This is a genomic window from Terrirubrum flagellatum (assembly GCF_022059845.1).
GTDB lineage: Bacteria > Pseudomonadota > Alphaproteobacteria > Rhizobiales > Beijerinckiaceae > Terrirubrum > Terrirubrum flagellatum.
On sequence record NZ_CP091851.1, the window covers coordinates 624,540 to 642,225 of the forward strand.

Annotated in this window: 17 protein-coding genes; 9 read left to right on the top strand and 8 right to left on the bottom strand. The window is 63.9% G+C overall.

The window, feature by feature from the left end; translation table 11 throughout:
• Nucleotide 1: 1 nt before the first annotated feature.
• The gene (gene hemP / locus L8F45_RS03215) at nt 2-214 is read right to left on the bottom strand and encodes a hemin uptake protein HemP (protein ID WP_342361446.1); all 213 of its coding nucleotides are present in this window, start codon (nt 212-214) and stop codon (nt 2-4) included.
• Nucleotides 215-486: 272 nt separating this feature from the next.
• Here hemP and L8F45_RS03220 point away from each other — a divergent pair, with 272 nt between their 5' ends.
• The 6 genes from L8F45_RS03220 (at nt 487) to L8F45_RS03245 (ending at nt 8,068) form a co-directional block, all read left to right on the top strand.
• Entirely contained in the window at nt 487-2,508 is a 2,022-nt protein-coding gene (locus L8F45_RS03220) for a TonB-dependent hemoglobin/transferrin/lactoferrin family receptor (RefSeq protein WP_342361447.1), read from the top strand.
• A gap of 94 nt (nt 2,509-2,602) precedes the next feature.
• A complete protein-coding gene (locus L8F45_RS03225) occupies nt 2,603-3,841 on the top strand; it encodes an energy transducer TonB (protein ID WP_342361448.1) in 1,239 nt (412 codons plus the stop codon).
• A 60-nt stretch (nt 3,842-3,901) separates the two neighbouring features.
• Nucleotides 3,902-4,249 (top strand): heme-degrading protein HmuQ, encoded by a 348-nt coding sequence (hmuQ, locus tag L8F45_RS03230; RefSeq protein ID WP_342361449.1) that lies wholly within the window; start codon nt 3,902-3,904, stop codon nt 4,247-4,249.
• Entirely contained in the window at nt 4,246-4,764 is a 519-nt protein-coding gene (gene hutX, locus L8F45_RS03235) for a heme utilization cystosolic carrier protein HutX (protein WP_342361450.1), read from the top strand. The genes hmuQ and hutX overlap by 4 nt, the downstream gene beginning before the upstream one ends.
• Nucleotides 4,765-4,850: 86 nt before the next feature.
• Nucleotides 4,851-6,938, top strand: a complete 2,088-nt coding sequence (locus tag L8F45_RS03240) for a 3-hydroxyacyl-CoA dehydrogenase NAD-binding domain-containing protein (RefSeq protein WP_342361451.1) — start codon at nt 4,851-4,853, stop codon at nt 6,936-6,938.
• An 83-nt stretch (nt 6,939-7,021) separates the two neighbouring features.
• Entirely contained in the window at nt 7,022-8,068 is a 1,047-nt protein-coding gene (locus L8F45_RS03245) for a GMP reductase (RefSeq protein ID WP_342361452.1), read from the top strand.
• Nucleotides 8,069-8,077: 9 nt separating this feature from the next.
• On the opposite strand, the gene L8F45_RS03250 is transcribed toward L8F45_RS03245, so the two are convergent.
• The 3 genes from L8F45_RS03250 to L8F45_RS03260 form a co-directional block, all read right to left on the bottom strand.
• Nucleotides 8,078-8,695, bottom strand: coding sequence for an SCO family protein (locus tag L8F45_RS03250; protein WP_342361453.1), 618 nt, complete (start codon nt 8,693-8,695; stop codon nt 8,078-8,080).
• A 192-nt stretch (nt 8,696-8,887) separates the two neighbouring features.
• Nucleotides 8,888-9,850: a copper chaperone PCu(A)C domain-containing protein gene (locus L8F45_RS03255; RefSeq protein WP_342361454.1), complete on the bottom strand. Its 963-nt coding sequence runs from the start codon at nt 9,848-9,850 to the stop codon at nt 8,888-8,890.
• 65 nt (nt 9,851-9,915) lie between these two features.
• Nucleotides 9,916-10,293: a hypothetical protein gene (locus L8F45_RS03260; RefSeq protein WP_342361455.1), complete on the bottom strand. Its 378-nt coding sequence runs from the start codon at nt 10,291-10,293 to the stop codon at nt 9,916-9,918.
• 110 nt (nt 10,294-10,403) lie between these two features.
• On the opposite strand from L8F45_RS03260, the gene lysM reads away from it, so the two are divergent.
• Together lysM and L8F45_RS03270 are read left to right on the top strand one after the other, a co-directional pair.
• Entirely contained in the window at nt 10,404-10,850 is a 447-nt protein-coding gene (gene lysM, locus L8F45_RS03265) for a peptidoglycan-binding protein LysM (protein WP_342361456.1), read from the top strand.
• A gap of 106 nt (nt 10,851-10,956) precedes the next feature.
• Entirely contained in the window at nt 10,957-11,793 is an 837-nt protein-coding gene (locus L8F45_RS03270) for a CE1 family esterase (protein ID WP_342361457.1), read from the top strand.
• Here L8F45_RS03270 and L8F45_RS03275 read toward each other — a convergent pair.
• From L8F45_RS03275 to L8F45_RS03285, 3 genes are all read right to left on the bottom strand, one after another.
• A complete protein-coding gene (locus L8F45_RS03275; protein ID WP_342361458.1) occupies nt 11,787-13,157 on the bottom strand; it encodes a tetratricopeptide repeat protein in 1,371 nt (456 codons plus the stop codon). The genes L8F45_RS03270 and L8F45_RS03275 overlap by 7 nt on opposite strands.
• 90 nt (nt 13,158-13,247) lie before the next feature.
• Nucleotides 13,248-14,432, bottom strand: coding sequence for an OpgC family protein (locus L8F45_RS03280; RefSeq protein ID WP_342361459.1), 1,185 nt, complete (start codon nt 14,430-14,432; stop codon nt 13,248-13,250).
• A 3-nt stretch (nt 14,433-14,435) separates the two neighbouring features.
• Entirely contained in the window at nt 14,436-16,028 is a 1,593-nt protein-coding gene (locus L8F45_RS03285) for a thiamine pyrophosphate-binding protein (protein ID WP_342361460.1), read from the bottom strand.
• A gap of 176 nt (nt 16,029-16,204) precedes the next feature.
• Here L8F45_RS03285 and L8F45_RS03290 point away from each other — a divergent pair, with 176 nt between their 5' ends.
• Nucleotides 16,205-16,546, top strand: a complete 342-nt coding sequence (locus L8F45_RS03290) for a rhodanese-like domain-containing protein (RefSeq protein ID WP_342361461.1) — start codon at nt 16,205-16,207, stop codon at nt 16,544-16,546.
• Nucleotides 16,547-16,557: 11 nt separating this feature from the next.
• Here the strand turns inward: L8F45_RS03290 and L8F45_RS03295 are convergent, their stop codons facing one another.
• Entirely contained in the window at nt 16,558-17,577 is a 1,020-nt protein-coding gene (locus tag L8F45_RS03295) for a S1C family serine protease (RefSeq protein WP_342361462.1), read from the bottom strand.
• Nucleotides 17,578-17,686 lie beyond the last annotated feature (109 nt).

Below are 17,686 nucleotides of genomic sequence, written 5' to 3' on the forward strand. Positions count from 1 at the left end.
ATCACTTCGTCAGAATGAGCTTGTCGTTGGCCGTGATGCGAAGGCGATAGCGATCGCCCTTGTGCAGGATGATCGCTTCCCTGCCTTCGCCGACGAGGGTTTTCACATCGATCGCGGGCGGGCTCTGTCCGTCTTCTGGAGACGGATGATCAAAAGCGCGCGTCTTCTCATCGTGACGCGCGCCGTCGCTTCCGGACTTCGAATTTGCGATCATAACGCCCTTGTTTTGAATAATTCCGAAGTAATAACTGTTTGGAACTCCTAAAAACTGGTAATTCCGCAGTTATTGTTGACAGTGATAGTCAGCATTACTAGGAAGGGTCAAGCGTCGTGAGGCAATCGACGCGCAACGCCAGCCAGCCGAACGCCGCTGAATTTCAGCGCGGCGCGAGCCAGCCAGCCGACACTTGAGATCAGGCGACTGGGGCGACGATGATGATGCGTGGCGGGTTGGCGGCGTTGGCCGCGTCAGTTTCGATTTTGGCGATGGCACTTGGTTCGGCGAGCGTGTTCGCTCAAACGCAACCGGCGCCGGCGCAGACCGTCCCGCAGGATGAAATCACGGTCACCGCGACGAAAGATCAGGAGCGCGCAATCGACGCGCTTGCGTCCGTCAACGTCGTCAATCGCACCGAGATTCGTCAACTGCAGGCGCAGCGGATCGGCTCGATCCTCAATCAGCTTCCGAATGTCGAGACGAACGAGAATCAGCGCGATCCCGCAACGGCGATCAATATTCGCGGCCTGCAGGATTTCGGCCGCGTCGCGGTGACGGTCGATGGCGCGCGCCAGAATTTCCAGACCTCAGGACATAACGCCAACGGCGTGTTTTATCTCGATCCGGCGTTCCTGAAGTCGATCGATATCACGCGCGGCCCTGTGGCGAACGTCTATGGCTCCGGCGCGATCGGCGGCGTCGTGTCGTTCGAGACGGTTGATCCCAGAGATATCCTGTTGCCGGGCGAGCGATTTGCAACCGAGCTCGGCGCGACCGGCGTATTCGGCCGGCAGAGCGGCCTCTACGCCAGCGCGCTTGCAGCGCTGCGCGCGAACGAAATTCTCGAGACCATGGCGGGCGTCAGCTACAAGCGCCTGGGCGACTACAAGGACGGCGACGGAAATTCGGTGAGGGACACGGGGCAGGATCTGCGGTCCGCTATCGGCAAGATCGTCATCAATCCCGGCAATGGCCATCAGCTCAAGCTGAGCGGCCAGTATCAGAAGTATGACTTCGCGGCGTTCGGCACCGGCGATTCAAGCTCGATCCGACGTCAGACCGAGCTGACGACAACGACGGCGACGGCGAAATACACATTCTCCCAGCCTGACAATCCCTGGGTCAATCTGAGCGCGAACGCCTACATCACCTCGACGGATGAGCGTCAGTTCAGGCTGACCGGCACTGCGGCGACCCTGTTCCAGCCGCGCTCTTTCACCATCACGACGTCAGGCTTCGACATCAACAATACGAGCCGCTTCCAGTTTGGCGAAGCGCTGCTGTCGGTCACCTATGGCGGCGACTATTTTCAGGACAAGGTCACGACGAAGGACAACGCCGGCAGCGCAGACAAGTTCACGCCGTCGGGCATGCGCACGGTCTATGGCGGCTTCGTCCAGGGCCATCTGAAATGGCGGATGATCGATGTGATCGCGGCCGGCCGCTATGACGGGTATGAACTGTCCGGCAACGGAAATTCGTCTGATGGCAGTAGATTCTCGCCGAAGATCACGGTCGGCGTGACGCCGATCACAGGCATCCAGTTCTACGGCACCTATGCGGAAGGCTATCGTGCGCCGTCGACAACTGAGACCCTGATCAGCGGCACGCATCCGGCGCCCGCCGACTTCGTCTTCATTCCCAATCCTAATCTGCGGCCCGAAATTGGCCACACGCTCGAAGGCGGCGTGAACGTGAAGTACGACGATCTCTTCATGGCGGGCGACAAGCTGCGCGCCAAAGCGACGGTCTTCCGCAATGATGTCGACGACTATATCGATGGCGTCCAGTCGTTTGGTCCGCTCTGCGGCGCGCCCATTCCTAACGCATGCAAAGGCTCATTCTACACCTATATGAATAAGTCGAACGCGCGTATCACCGGCGCTGAAGGCGAAGTCGCTTATGATGCCCGCCGCTGGTTCTTCAGTCTGGCTGGCGCGGTTACTCGCGGCGATGCCGATGATGCGACGACGGGCAAGCGCGCCCCGCTTTCGAGCATCTATCCCAGCAAGATCGTCGTTGGCGGCGGCGTGCGCTTCTTCGATGAGAAGTTGCTCCTCGGCGCGAGGGTTTCCTTCGTTGGCGCGCAGAATCGCGTGCCGACCGGCTTCACGCCGAGCAAGGAATTCCAGCTCGTCGATCTCTACGGCTCCTATCAGTTCACGCCTGACACGCGCGCTTTCTTCCAGGTCGATAATCTGGGCGACGTTCGCTACAAGCGCTATCGCGACACCGAATACAGCCCGGGCATCGTGGCGAAGGTCGGTTTCTCCACGCGCTTCGGAAGCTGACGCCTGGCGGGATTGAATTCAGTTTGCCTGATCCGGATTCCGCGTTAGGCGGAACAGGGACCAGAGTTGAGAGAAGAGCAGGGTTGAAAGACGCATGACGATCAAGGCGCAGCGAGATCGTGAGATCGCGCCCCGTTCGGGCGCGCTGCGTCGCGTTCAGTCGCGCCGCCCGTCGCGCGCGCCGCTGGTTGGCGCCGAACTGAAGCCGGAAGAGATGCTCCCCGCGCCTCCGGCGGGAGATGAGGCGGTTGAGCAGACGGCCGCCGGGATCAGGCCAGATCTGCTCGACAATTGCACGCCGGACAAAGGCATTCGGTTTGCGGCGCGGACGCGCGCCGGCTGGCGCGAGCGTGGGCTCGCGGCCAACCTCGTGTCGTTCCTTGCGCATGCGGCTGCTGTCGCCGGCGCTGTGATGTTCTTCACCGCGCCGTCGGAATTTCCGGCCGGCGGCGAAGAAGCCATCCCGGTGGAGCTCGTGGTTGCGGGCGCGGCGGTCGAGCGCTCGGCGTCGGAAGAGGGCGCCAAAACGCCTGACGTTCAGATCGATCCGCCGACGCTTCCAGATGTCGCCCCTCCCGAAATCGGCCGAGAGTTGGCGCAGGTCGAGGTCCCCCCGCCGCCAGAACCTCCGCCGCTCGAGATTCCTGCCGAAACGCCTCGGGCTATGGAGATCGCCACGATCGATCTGCCTCCGGTTCCTGATGCTCCACCGCTCGCGGATCTGACGCCGCCGGTGCTGGCGGTCGCGCCGACGCCAGAACCAGCGCCCGCGATCGCGCCTCCCGTCCATACCCTGCCAAAGCCGCCGGAAACGCCGAAAGCCGTTGAGACGCCGAAACCTCAGCCGCCCAAGCCGCAGCCGAAAAAGATCGAGGCCAGGAAGGTTGAACCACGTAAGGTCGCCACGCAGCAGCCGACGCCGAAGCCGGAGCGTCCGGCTCAGCCGATGCAGGCTTCGGGCGCGTCTGAACGCGGCGACAGCGACGCCACGCGAACAGCCTCAACGAGAGGCTCCGTCGGCGCATCCGGGCCGACATCGGGCGCGGCGGCTGTGGCCAATTATCGTTCGCAGGTGATGGCGCATCTGCAGCGCTACAAGCGCTATCCCGAAGCGGCGCGCGAACGCGGGGTGACCGGCCGCGTCGTCGTGGCCTTCACGCTCTCGCGTGGCGGACAGGTCGTCGCCGCCTCGCTCGCGGGATCGTCTGGCGCAGCGATGCTTGATCAGGAAACGCTGGCCATGGTGCGTCGCGCCGCGCCGTTCCCGGCGATGCCTGATGGCGGGCCTGGAAGCATGAGCTTCAGCGCCGGCATCACTTACAATCTTCGCTAGCTGCGGGATCCACGCCATTTTGAAATCACGCCAGCCAACGCCAGCTTCAGGGAGAAGAGCATGTATATCGCGATGAATCGCTTCAAGGTCGTGAAAGGAAGCGAGGAAGCGTTCGAAACGCTGTGGCGCTCGCGCGAATCCTATCTGCACGAGCTTCCGGGCTTCGTTGAGTTCACGCTGCTGCGCGGGCCCGAGAAGGACGACTATACGCTCTACTCCTCGCACACAGTCTGGAAGAGCCAGGAGAATTTCAAGAACTGGACGACATCAGATCAGTTCCGCAAATCGCATGCGCGCGCGAGCAACAGCAGCCCCGGCGCGCCGCTCTATGTCGGTCATCCCGAATTCGAAGGTTTTCAGGCCGTGCTCGTGCAGCGTGGGCCCGATGTCACGGACGCCGCGGCGTGAGCGCGCTTCCTCTTTCGCAGAGCGACGCGTTGACCGCCGCTCGCGCGGCGCTCGCCGCGAAGCCTGATGGCGTTGTCGAAGCGATCGCGCGCACCCATGGCGTGCCGACGCAGGCCGTGCTCGACATGCTGCCGGCCGATCATCGCATCATGATTGACGGCGCGCGGTTCGAAGAGATCTGGCTCGCGATGACGGGATGGGGAGAAATCCTCTTCATCGTCAATACGCCCGACATTGTGCTCGAATGCCACGGCGCGCTCGTGAAAGGCAGTTCGGCGCAGGGCTATTACAACGTCCATGGCGACAGCCCGATCGGCGGCCATATCAAAGCCGACAATTGCCGCGCCATCTACGTCGTCGACCGGCCATTCCATGGCCGCCGTTCCTGCTCGGTGCAGTTCTTCAACGGCGTCGGCGAAGCGATGTTCAAGGTGTTTGTGCGGCGCGACGAGAAGCGCGAATTGATCGCCGATCAGCTCAAGCTGTTCGAGGCTTTAAAAGCCTCCCTTTCCTGACGCCCAGCCAGCGGCGGCTCCGTCCGTCGCCGCCATGCGGATCGGCTTCGCTTGCGCCGCGCGCGCGGCTGAGGCAGTCCAAAGGGATGACAGACCTCTCGCCCATCCGTATCGAGCCGCGTGGCCGCGTGGCCCTGATCCTCATCGACAATCCGCCTGTGAACGCCACGTCGCACGCGGTCAGGGCGGGCCTGCAAGGCGCGGTGGCGCAAGTCATCGCGGACGGCGCCTTTGATGCGGCCGTGATCGCCGGCGCCGGAAGCACCTTTGTGGCTGGCGCCGACATCAGGGAGTTCAACAAGCCGCCGCAGCCGCCGCATCTGCCGGACCTGCTGTTCGAGATCGAGGAGTCGCCCAAACCGATCGTGGCGGCGATCCACGGCTCCGCGCTCGGCGGAGGCTGCGAGATCGCAATCGCCTGTCATGGCCGCGCGATGAATCCGAAAGCGGTGATCGGACTTCCCGAAGTGAAGCTCGGGCTCATTCCGGGAGCAGGAGGCACGCAGCGCCTGCCGCGCTTGATCGGCATGGAGGCGGCGCTCGACATCGTCACGAGCGCGCGTTTCGTGAAAGCCAGCGAAGCGCTGAAGCTCGGACTCGTCGATGTCGTGGCCGAGGATGGCGACCATGTCGCCGCTGCGATCGCGCTGGCCCAAAAGCTTGTCGGCTCGCCTTCGTGGCGCAGCGGCCAATTGGCGGTTCCCGCCTGGGATAAGGATTCGTTCGAGAAGCAGGCGACGGCGATCGTAAAGAAAGCGCGCGGCAAGCGCGCGGAGGGCAAGGCGATCGAAGCTTTGCGGCTCGCGCCTGCGACGGACATTCGCGCCGGGATGGCGGCCGAGCGCGCGATCTTCCAGGAGCTTCGCGTCAGCCCGCAATCGGCGGCGCTACGGCATCTCTTCTTCGCCGAGCGCGAGGCGGCGCGGGTTCCCGGCGTCGACGTGAAGCAGGCGCGGCCGCTCGCGAGCGTTGGCGTCATCGGCGCCGGCACCATGGGCGCCGGCATCGCGATCGCCTGCGGCGACGCGGGACTTTCCGTGACCGTCATCGAAACCACCGACGACGCGCTCGCCAAGGGCCGCGCGCGCATCGAACAGACCTACGAGCGCATGGCGAAGAGCGGCCGCATCGACGAGGCGGAAAAAACCGCGCGGATGGCGCGTTATCGCTTCTCGACCGATCTTGCTTCACTTGCGCAAGCCGACCTCATCATCGAGGCCGTGTTCGAGGACATGGCCGTCAAGCAGGAGCTGTTCGGCCGCATCGACAAGATCGCAAAGCCAGGCGCGGCGCTCGCCACCAATACGAGCTATCTCGACCCCAACATCATCGCTGATGCGACCTCGCGGCCGCAGGATGTGATCGGGCTGCACTTTTTCAGCCCGGCGAACATCATGAAGCTGCTCGAGATCGTGCGGCCAGCGCGAACTGTGCCCGACGTGGTGGCGACCGGCCTGTCGCTTGCGCGCAAGCTCGGCAAGCTGCCCGTCGTCTGCGGCGTGTGCGACGGCTTCATCGGCAACCGCATCCTCGCGACCTATCGCAAGCAGATCGATTACATGCTCGAAGACGGCGCGCTGCCGCACGAGATCGACGCCGCGATGGAGGAATATGGGCTTGCGATGGGGCCGGTCGCCGTCAGCGATCTCGCCGGCCTCGACATCGGCTGGGCGCGTCGCAAGCGGCTCGCGCCGACACGCGATCCGCGCGACCGCTATGTCGCGATCGCTGACCGCATCTGCGAACTCGGCCGCTTCGGCCAGAAGACGGGGCGCGGCTTCTACATCTACGAGAATGGCCAGCGCCGCGTCGATCCCGAGATCACAGCGATCATCGAAGAGGAGTCGGCGAAAAAAGGAATCGTGCGCCGCAAGCTGGAGGCGGATGAGATCGTCGCGCGCGTGCGGGCCGCGATCGTCAACGAGGCTGCGAAGATTCTTGATGAGGGCATCGCCCAGCGCAGCGGCGACATCGATCTCGTGATGGTGAATGGCTACGGCTTTCCAGCCTGGCGCGGCGGGCCTTTGCACGAAGCTGATGCGATCGGGCTCGACAGGATTCTCGCGACGGCGCGCGAAACCTTCGCCCGCGACGGATTTGGCTGGGAGCCCGCGCCATTGCTGGAAAAACTGGCGGCGGAGGGCCGCACATTTGCGTCCCTGTCGGTGGACTGAAGGTCCGACTTCTGCGGCGCGCCGTTTCCCGCTAGGTTTCCTTTGTGAGCCGGCTTGCCCGAGCCGGCGGCGGGACATCGTGAATGCGCATCGAGAATGATCCGAAGCTCGACTTCAAGGACGTGCTGATCCGGCCGAAGCGTTCAACGCTGGCGAGCCGCGCCAATGTCGACATCGATCGCAGCTTCCGTTTCCTGCATACCGGCTCGGAATGGACCGGCTTTCCGCTGATTGCGGCCAACATGGACGTCGTGGGCACGATGAAGCTCGCCGCGGCGCTCAATCGCTTCGGCGCTATGGCAGCGTTGCACAAGCACTATGCCGAGAAGGACCTGGTCAAATTCTTCCGCAGCGAGGATTCGCGCAACAGCTTCTATTCACTTGGCACAACCGATGCGGATCGTGAGAAACTGAATGCTGTCGACAAGCAGGTGAAGATCACCAAGATCTGCCTTGATGTCGCGAACGGCTATACCGAGAAATTCATCGAGGCGGTCGCGATCACGCGCGAGCAGCATCCGGATGCCGTGATCATGGCGGGCAACGTCGTCACCGGCGACATGACGGAGGCGCTGCTACTTGCCGGCGCCGACATCATCAAGGTTGGCATCGGGCCAGGCTCGGTCTGCACCACGCGGCGGGTGACGGGCGTGGGCTACCCCCAGCTTTCGGCGATCATCGAATGCGCCGACGCGGCGCATGGCCTGAAGGGCCTTGTTTGCGGCGACGGCGGCTGCACCGTGCCCGGCGATGTGGCGAAAGCCTATGGCGCCGGCGCTGATTTCGTCATGCTCGGCGGCATGCTGGCCGGTCATGACGAATGCGACGGCGAGATCGTTTACGAGACGCGCGGCGGCAAGAAAATCCCATCAAAAATGGTTTTCTACGGCATGTCGTCTGACACGGCGATGAAGAAGCATTCCGGCGGCGTCGCCAAATATCGCGCTTCGGAAGGCAAGACGGTTCAGGTCCCCTATCGAGGCGCCGTCGACGACACGATGCAGGAAATTATGGGCGGCGTGCGCTCCATGATGACCTATATCGGCGCGATGCGGCTGAAAGAAGTGTCGAAACGGACGACTTTCATCCGCGTCGGCGCCCAGCTCAACACCGTATTCGGCGAGAGCTGAGCGCGGCGTTTAACCGGCGTTGGCCAGACGCGTCAGCTTGTCGAGCCGCGTCTTTGCGTCCTCTTCATAGGCGAGCGTGCCGACCAGTCGGCCCTTTCCATCGAGGAGATAGGTCGTGGCGGTGTGGTCCATGGTGTAGTCGCCGTCTTTCGTCGGCACCTTGCGCGCATAGACGCGATAGGCGCGGATCACAGCGTCGATCTCTTCGCGCGAGCCGGTCAGCCCGACCATTCTCTTGTCGAACGAGCCCATATAGCTCGCCATCACCGCGGGCGTGTCGCGCTCGGGATCGACGGTGATGAAATAGACCCTGAGATCCTTTCCTTTGTCGCCCAGCGCCTCGAGGCTTTGCGTCATCTCTGCGAGCGTGGTCGGGCAGACGTCGGGGCAATGAGTGAAGCCGAAGAAGACCGCGAACGGCTTGCCGATAGTTGAAGTGTCGACTTTTTCGCCGTTGCCGGCGGTCAGGCGCAGCGGGCCGCCAATGCCTGCGATCGGTTCGAGACCGGAAGCAGGATCATAGAGCGGGCGAAACAGGCCGGAGAGAGCCGCGAGCGCCAGCACGCAGATCAGCAGCAGCGCGAAGAGCGAGCCCAGCAGAAGTGAAGCTTTGCGACGTGAGTCCATGATGTCGTCTCGCAGTGGGATGGAGCGGCGCGTGCGACGCGCCGCTTTTGTCGGCGAGATCACGCCGCATTTTGATTGAATCAATCAAAATGCAGGAACGTGATCGATTCCAGAATTTAGAGCATGGCTTTTGCAGAGCGAACGCTTGCGTTCGTCTCGGAAAAATCGGTATCCACTTTTTCGCGCCATGCTCTAATGGTGCGTATGATCTTGCGCCGGAGCGTTCGCTCCGATCGGCGCAACGGCGAATTCGACGTCGACCTCGCCAGCCTTCTCGAATTTCAGCTTGCCCTTGATCGGCGCGCCCTCGGCGATCGGCTGCTTGAGATCGATCATCATGAGGTGATAGCCGCCCGGTTTGAACTCGACGCTGCCTCCGGCGGGAATCTCGACGGACTGCACTTCCCGCATCTTCATGACGCCATCAGTCATGCTCATGGTGTGAAGCTCGCCGCGAGCCGCCGCGGATGTGGAGAATCCCACGAGTTTGTCGGCGTCCTTGCCCGTGTTGCGAATGGTGAAGTAACCGCCGCCGATCTTGGCGCCGGTAGGCGTCGCGCGCGTCCAGGCGGATTCAATAGTGATGGGGCCGGCTTTCGCTGCTGCTGGCGCGCCATGAAGATGGCCGCCCGAAGCTTGCGCCGTTAGCACGCGGATGGTCGGCGCGGGATTCTTCAGCGCATGAGCGTCCTGCCCAGGCGCGGCGATCTCACTCCAGGCGGCCTTGTCGCTTCCGCACTCCTGAGTCACCGGAAGCGCCACCGTTCCGCCGGCGAGTTCGCCGTCGAACTGCATGCGGAAAGCGAACTCGTCATAGAAGGCGTCGGGCAACTCGCCCTTCGACCAGATAATCTCCTTCACGCCCGAGGTGACTGCCGCGCCATAGAGCTGACGGCTTTTGGCGTAAGGTCCGGTGACCGTTTCGAGCGTCCAACCGGGCTTCGGCATGGGCTTCACGTCGAGCGCGCCTTCGGGAAGCGAGACCCTGATCGAGGTCGTCGCCTTACCGTCGCAGCCATGAGGCACGCGCAGCGTGAATTTCTGGGCTGCGCCGGCAGGCGCTTCGGAGCGATCGAGCGTGACGTGAGCGACGGCCGGTGAAACGCTGGCGAACGCCAATAGCAGCGCTGGCGCGATGAGAATACGGGATGACATTGTGATCTCGTGAATGCGGTGAAGCCGCGAAGATGCGGCGCAAGGGCGAGGGATGACGCGCGGACTTAAGCGCGTGGAGGGCCTCGCGCCTGCGCTCCGCCGATTACCGCGGGCTTTTCGCCGGCAATGAATGCGGCGCCGAAGGCAACCTCTGCGCTGCGCCGAATTGGCGACGCGTCGGGAGCGCCACCGGGCAGGATCGCACTGGAGGCGTGCAAGCAGCTAGCGCGCGCGCAGAGCCCGCAATCCGGCCCATGGCTGCGATGATCGCCACCCTGGGGCGAACTCTCACCCGGCGCGCACAACGACGTCGCCGACAACATGTCGAGATAGGCGCGCGGCAGCGCGCGGGCGGACGTAAGCCCGCCCATCAGGGCGCTGAACATCATCAGCCACGCGATGAGCAGGCTGATGAACGTGGATTTGCGGCGCAAGCCGGTCATGTGCGCTTTTACCCCGTCGCTAGCGCAAACGCCATGCGGCGGATCGGCAGGCTTTCCATCGGGCGGCGGCAAGGCTAGGTTTCCCCATGGAAAGGCCAAGGGAGACACAGATGGGTCTGTTCAAATTCGCCAAGAGCATCGGCTCCAAAATCTTTGGCGCAAGCGAGGCTCAGGCTGCGCCTGCGGATGCGATCAAGAAAGCTGTGGCCGAGCACGGTCTCGACGCATCCGGCATCGACGTGAAGGTCGATGGCGACAAGGTCAGCGTCTCCGGCAAGGCGGCGACCACCGAGCAGGCCGAGAAGATCATTCTGGCGATCGGCAATTCCGTCGGCGTTGCTCAGGTTGATTCCAACATCATCGCGCAGGCCGCGGCGAAGGAGTCGGTGTTCTATACGGTCGCCAAGGGCGACACGCTCTGGGCGATCGCCGAGAAGCATTATGGCAAGGGCAAGGGGGCGAAATACTCCGAGATCGTCAAGGCGAACACGCCGCCGGTGAAGAATCCCGATCTGATCCAGCCCGGCTGGGTTCTGCGTATTCCACCGGAAGCGTGAGACGACGCGGGCCTGTCACATCCTTGCGAGAGCGCGCTTGGGCGCTCTTGTCATCCGGCGCAGCGCAAGAAACAACTCGCTGTCGATCTGCGCCGGATATGCATTCATGATCTCGGGACGCTTCAAGGCTTGGGCGCTGGCGGCTTTTATCGCCGCGTTTGGATTGATCACCGACTACGCGAGCGCCTGCGGTCCCAACGACGCCTGCGCCGTCGAGGGCGGCTTCTATCTCGTCAAGCCGCCCTCGGGTTGGGACGGAAAATCGCCGCTGCCGGCCGTGATGTACTTCCACGGCTATCGCGAGTCCGCTGACGACACCATGAAGAACAAGGATCTGGTTGATCGCATGGACCGGCTCGGCGTGCTGCTGATCGCCGTCCATGGCGAAGGGCAGACATGGTCCTTTCCAGGATCGCCGGCGCAGAATCGCGACGAGCTGAACTATGTCAGGGCCGTGCTCGACGATGTTGAGAAGCGCTTTCCCATTGATCCCAAGCGCTTCATCGCATCCGGCTTCAGCCAGGGCGCATCGATGGTGTGGTATGTCGCCTGCTACATTCCGTTGCGCTTCGCGGGATTCGCGCCGATATCAGGCGCGTTCTGGCGGCCGCAGCCGACGCGCTGTCCGGCGGGGCCGGTGAATTTCCTGCATGTGCATGGAAGCAATGATCACACGGTTCCCATGGAAGGCCGCGAGCTGCGCGGCGGAGCCTATCGGCAAGGCAACGTCAGGGAAGGGTTGAAGCGTTTCCTCAGCGCCAATGTCTGTCTGGCTGATCCCGTCGTGCAGATCGGCGGCGGTCTTGGCTGCGAGGTCTGGAAAAAATGCGAAAGCGGGCGCGAGATCGATCTCTGCCTGCATCCTGGCGGTCACGATTTCGATCCGCGCTTCGTCGAGGACGCGGTGCGCTGGATCGACGCGATCGCCAAGAAGGATCAGTAGCCTGCGCTGAGCGCGACGCCCGCGCTTCCCGAAATCGGGCGCCTGACGGCGAAAGCAGACGACAGGCGCTGTTCGGCGAAACGATTGCGGCTGCGCGCAGCGAGGCGCTCGCCTAGCAGCATGCGCGCTTCGTCGCGCCGGCCGCTCTTGATCAGCGCATCGATGGTGATCTGCTCGAAGATGTCGCGCTGCGCATGGCTGCCGCCGATGCGCTGACGCTGCGAGCGGGTCGCGAGAAGCTCGGCCGCAGCGCGCGCATGTTCTCCTTGTCCCCAGGCGCGAATGGCGTCCGCCATGGTGGCGCCGATGGCGCGCGCCAGATGATCCTGCTCGCGCGAGCCTTCCGCCGCTTCGAGCGCGTCGGCGAGAGCCGCCGCCTTATCTGAGCGACCGGCGCCGGCAAGCGCCAGCGCATAATGGAGTTCAGCGAAGACAAGCGAATGATCGCTGATGCGCCGTTCGGCGATGTCGGCAAGTTCTTCCCAGCGATCGCCGACCACGACGCCTTCGATCGCAAGACGTCCGAGCAACGACGCTGCATTGGCGATGTCGCGGAAATCCTCTGTGCGTTCGGCGCGCACGCGAGAATCATAGAGCGCAAGCGCGCCGGCGGCGTCGCCAAGTTCAAGCCGAAACAATGCGAGATGCCAGAAGACATGACCGCCGAAATTGTTGCAATGACCGATATTGCCCTCATGCGTTGTCAGCCATTCCACGCCGGCGCGCGCCTGTCCGGTCATTTCATGGACATGCGCGACGGCATGCACGCCCCAGGCGTCGCGCGGCGCGCGCAGCACGGCTTCGCGGCCGATGCGCTCGGCGTCGGCATAGCGGCCATTCTCTTCAAGCGCGAAGGCCTGGCAGCCCATGAGATAGCCGAGATGCGGATGGGCGGGATCGATGCGCGCGACGGCGGCATGGATCGCTGCATGCATGCTGCGCGAATCGCCGAGCATGAATCGCAGCGCATGCGACAGCTTGGGCGCAAAGCTGTCGTCGGGATCAGCTTCCTGAATGAGATCAAGCGCGACCGCCGCTTTGGCGAAATGGCCCGAGGCGGCTTCGCCGAGCGCCAGCACATAGTCGCGCTCGCGCCGCGTTCCGCCGCGAAGCATGAGCGCGCGCCGCGCCATGCGCAGCGCTTCGTCGGCTGGCGCCTGCATCTCGCGGCGCGCCAGAAGGATCGAGAAGAAGCCCTTGGCGCACCAGCCGAGCACATGATGCGGATCGGCGGTGAGCAGCTTCGCCAGCCGCTCGGGCGTCGTCCTGGCGTGGCCGAGGAAATCTTCCGTCAGCGACATCCACAGCGCGCCGATCATATCGCCGCCGCAAGCCGACTGGTTGGCGATCGCAGTTGCGCTCATGGCCCCTCCTCAATGCGGAAAGTGTGCCTTGCGCTTGAAACACATGCCTTACACGGAGCCGTGAAACGCGGCTCACGATCGCGTGAAATTTTATTCTGCGGGCTGCAGGCCGATGGGGACTGAAATTCTTTCGCGCGGCGTCGCCGGAGCGCGCTGTTTCCATGGCTGGCTCTTGAACCAGGCGACGACATAGGCGACGGCAAAGAGCAAAGCGAGGCCGACGAGGTTAGCAGCGGCCACCGTCAGCGTCGTGCGGCCATGCGCGTCGAGCAGAATGCCGAGCGTCCAGGCGATCACGATCGAGGAGAGAAACACAGCCAATGTCTGCTGGCCGATCCTGATGATCGGCTTTGCGAACGCTGCGTCCGCCAGCCGTCCGCGGATCGGCTCGATCAGCGACAGTGCGAGATAGGCGAGCGCGAAGAAGTGGAGATAGCGAACGATATGGAGATTGGTCGGCCTGAGATCGGCGATGAAAAAGGATCGGAGCTCATCGAAGATCGGGAACGATTCGACCACGCCCCAGAAGGTGAGGGGGATTGACAGGACGACGAGGAGCGCAGCGATGATCACCAGTCGGCGGTCGCGCAGCGGCGGCGGCGGAATCCATCCCATTCCGAATCCGAAGCCGGTGAAGAACAGCATCTGCCAGGCGATCGGGTTGAAGTACCAGATGAGATCGGAGCCCGGCCGCGAGGAAAGATTGAAGCCGGTCGCCTGCACATAGAGCCAGACTGCGACACTCGTCGCGAGAGTCAGCTTCGGCGAGATTCCCGCGAGCAGCATCGCGATCGGCACGCTGGCGAGGATCACGATATACATCGGCAGCATGTCGAAGAGATTGGGGATGTAGCGAAGCGTGAGAAGGCCGAGCAGACCCTCGCCGGGATTGGCGATGAACCAGTCGAGCGACAGGAATTCGAGATAGGCGCCATGCGGCACATATTTTACAGCCGTCAGCGTGACGCCTGTTATCACCATGAACAGCACGATCTGCGCCCAGTAGAGTTGCCAGATGCGATGGGCGATACGCGCTGTTCCCATGGCGAGGCCGCGCTTCACGAAGATCGAGCCGAACGCGAGCGAGCTTGCGAAGCCGGAGCAGAACACGAACATCTCCGCGCCCGACGAGAATCCGAAGCGCGCGGGAATCCAGGCGTTCCAGGAATTGTCGGGGATATGCGCGACGAGGATGATCAGCATCGCAAGGCCGCGGAAGAAGTCGAGCCTGACGTCGCGCTGCTTTTTCTCGGGATGAGCGGCTGGCGAAGTCATGATTCAGAACCGGCCGTCATAGGCGTTGCGCCCGATGCGCGCGGCGAGAAGCGTGAAGCGGTTGGAGCGATCAAGAGCGGCGGCGATCTCTTTCTCCAATGCCGGAACATCGTCGATCCAGACGCCTTCGCCGCCATAGGCGCGCGCCACAGCGGGAAAATCGGTGCCGCCGAAATGCACGCCGACCGGCGCGCGATTGCTGGCGCGCTGCTTCAACGCAATCAGTTCGAGGCTTTCATCGACAAGGACCACAAGAAGAAGAGGCAGCTTGAGATCGCGAATGGTTGCGAGCTCGCCGATGACCATTTCGAGTCCCGCATCGCCCATCACCGCGACCGCCTTATCGCCTGACGCAATCGACAGCCCGGCGGCGAGCGGCAGCGCGCAGCCCATGGTGCAGAGACCGGTCGACTGGATCAGCGTGCGCGGCTGTTCGCAGCGCCACATCTGGCTCATCAGGATGCGATGAGCGCCGGAATCGATAGTGACGCGCATGTCCTGCGGCAATACGCGCCGCAACATTGCGAAGACGTGATCGGGGCCGAAGCGCTCGCTGCGGATCGCGAATGCGTCTTCAAGCGCGCGCCGCGCCGAGGCGGGTTCATCCGCGGGCCATGTCGGGCGAGGCGGCAGGCCTCGGCTCAGCGCAGCAAGCGTCGCGCCGACATCGCCAGTGAAGGCGATGCGGTTGGCGTGCATGAAATGATGCTGCGACACCGCGGAAATCTCGATCACGGGGGCGTCCGCCGGCCAGGGATTGCGCCAGCCGATGCGCATCTCGATCGGATCATATCCCGCGAGGATGATGCAGTCGGATTGCGCGAGCAATGGCAGCAGGATCTTGTCGGCCTTCGGCGACAATCCTGCGCCAAAGAGCGAGAGCGGATCGCTTTCCGGCAGAAGTCCCTTCGCCTTGTAGGTCGTGATAAGGGGCGTATTGAAGCGGCGGCAGAATTCGGAGATCGCCGCGCTCGCGTTCTGATTCACAGCATCGAGGCCGGCGATCATGATCGGGCGCTCGGCGCGGCGAAGCAGCTCACGCGCCTCGTTGAGCAGAAGTCCAGGCGCGGGCGCGGCCGGAGCCAGCGCAGCGCGGCGTTGGATTTCAGTTGCGCGCTCCTCGCTTTCGGCGACGCCGATGGGGACATCGACATGCACCGGCCCAGGTTGCCCATCGAGCGCGATCGCGAGCGCCTTTTCGATCACGGTTGCGACAGCGCCTGACGTCGCGGCGAGCGACGCCTTCACGATCGGCCGCAGCAGAGCCTGATGATCGAAGATTTGATGCGTGAAGCTTTCCGCTTCCGCGGGATCGGCGCGTCCTGTCAGAAAGATCAGCGGCACGCGATCCTGTTGCGCATTGGCGACGACATTCGCAGCGTTGGCGACGCCGGGGCCAAGCGTGGCGACAAGCACGGCGGGCGCGCCGGTCTCGTGCCATGTTCCCTCGGCCATGAAGCCGCCGGCGTTTTCGTGCTTCGTCAGGACGAAGCGCAGGCCCGCCTCGTCGAGCGCATCGACGAGCGCTGCGACCTCGCCGCCCGGCATGCCAAACGCGAATCTGCAGCCCGCCTCCGCCAGACGGCGAGCGATCACGGCGGCGCCTGTCAGGGCGCGGGGATGTGGCGCGTGCATGGCGATGGTGTCGCATCCGAATGCGTCACGCGCACTACGCATTCCCGTGAGGGCGGCCTGTTCCCGCCGTGAATGATCGGGCTTGCGCCGCCGCCAATTCGGCTGTTGTCATGCGGCCCGATCAAAACAGGTGTCGCATGCAGGAAGTGAACGGGGTTCTCGAAGTCGATTTCGACGAGGTGAAGAAAGGCGTCGCCGATGGCTCGATGCTGCTCGTCGATGTGCGCGAGCCGCATGAATATGAAGCCGGCCATATTCCCGGCGCGGTGTTGTTTCCACTCTCGACGTTCGATCCTTCGGCCCTGCCACAACCCGCGCCGGGGCAGGAACTCGTCTTCGCCTGCCGGACCGGCGGACGCACGCTGAAAGCGATCGCTGCGGCGCAAATGGCCGGCCTCGATCTGCGCACCCATTATAAGGGCAGCTTCACCGACTGGATGGCGCGCGGCGGCGAAGTCGAGACCGGGTCGGGTGGCTGAAGCGGCCCGTCTCAGGTCCGCTCGCGCGGCACAGCCCAGACGCGCCGTTTTTCGCCGCCGCGCACGATCTCGAAGACGACGCTGCGATTGACCCGTTCGCCATCGAGCAGGCGCAGGAGATCGTCGACGCCTGTGATCGGCGCGCCATCGAGCGACAGAAGCCAGTCGCCGGGCTTGAGGCCCGCCTCGTCGGCCGGGCCGCCGGCCTGGACGTCGACCGCCAGCGCGCCCGTCGTCTGGGTCAGGCCGAGCATTGAGGCCGCGCGGCGCGGCAGCGCAGTCGTCTGGGCGGACAGGCCGAGATAGGCGCGCCGCACCCGGCCGTGGCGCATCAATTCGCCCATGACGTGGCGGGCCGTATTCGCGGCGACAGCGAAGCAAATGCCCTGCGCGCCCATGATCACGGCCGTGTTGACGCCGATCACCTCGCCATTCGACGAGGCGAGAGGCCCACCGGAATTGCCGGGATTGAGCGCGGCGTCGGTCTGGATCACGTCCTCGATCAGCCGACCATTGCGGGACTGGAGCGAGCGCCCGAGCGCCGAGATCACGCCGGCTGTCACGGTGGTCTCGAAGCCTAGGGGATTGCCGATCGCGATAGCGAGCTGGCCCTGCCTCAGCGCCTTGGAGTCGCCCAGCCGCGCGAAGGGCAGGCTGGCGGGATCCTCGATCCTGACGAGGGCGAGGTCGGTGTCGGGGTCGTCGCCGACCAGCCGCGCATCGAATTTCCGGCCATCGGGAATGGTCACCCGCAGGCGATGGGCGCGGTCGACGACGTGGCTGTTGGTAAGGACAAAGCCGTCGGGCGTCAGCACGATGCCCGAGCCCGAGCCGCCCCGACCGGGGCGGTCCGTGTGCGCCACATGGAGTCTGGCGACCGCGGGCCCGACCGTCTCGACGACGCCGGCGACCGCGGTCGAATAGGCGTCGAGGAGGCGATTGTCCGCTGGAAATGATGAGGGGGCGGCTCCGGCCGGAGCGCCATCGTCCGCGCGCTCGTCGAGCACCGGAGAAGCTGAGATGTCGAACATGGGGAATGCCTCTTGGGCTGTTGACGATGATGTGGGGATCATTCCCGGCGCGCAAAAGGGGCGGCGTCAGACGGGCTTCCAGCAGGGGAAGGGAGCCCCTAAGCTGCCG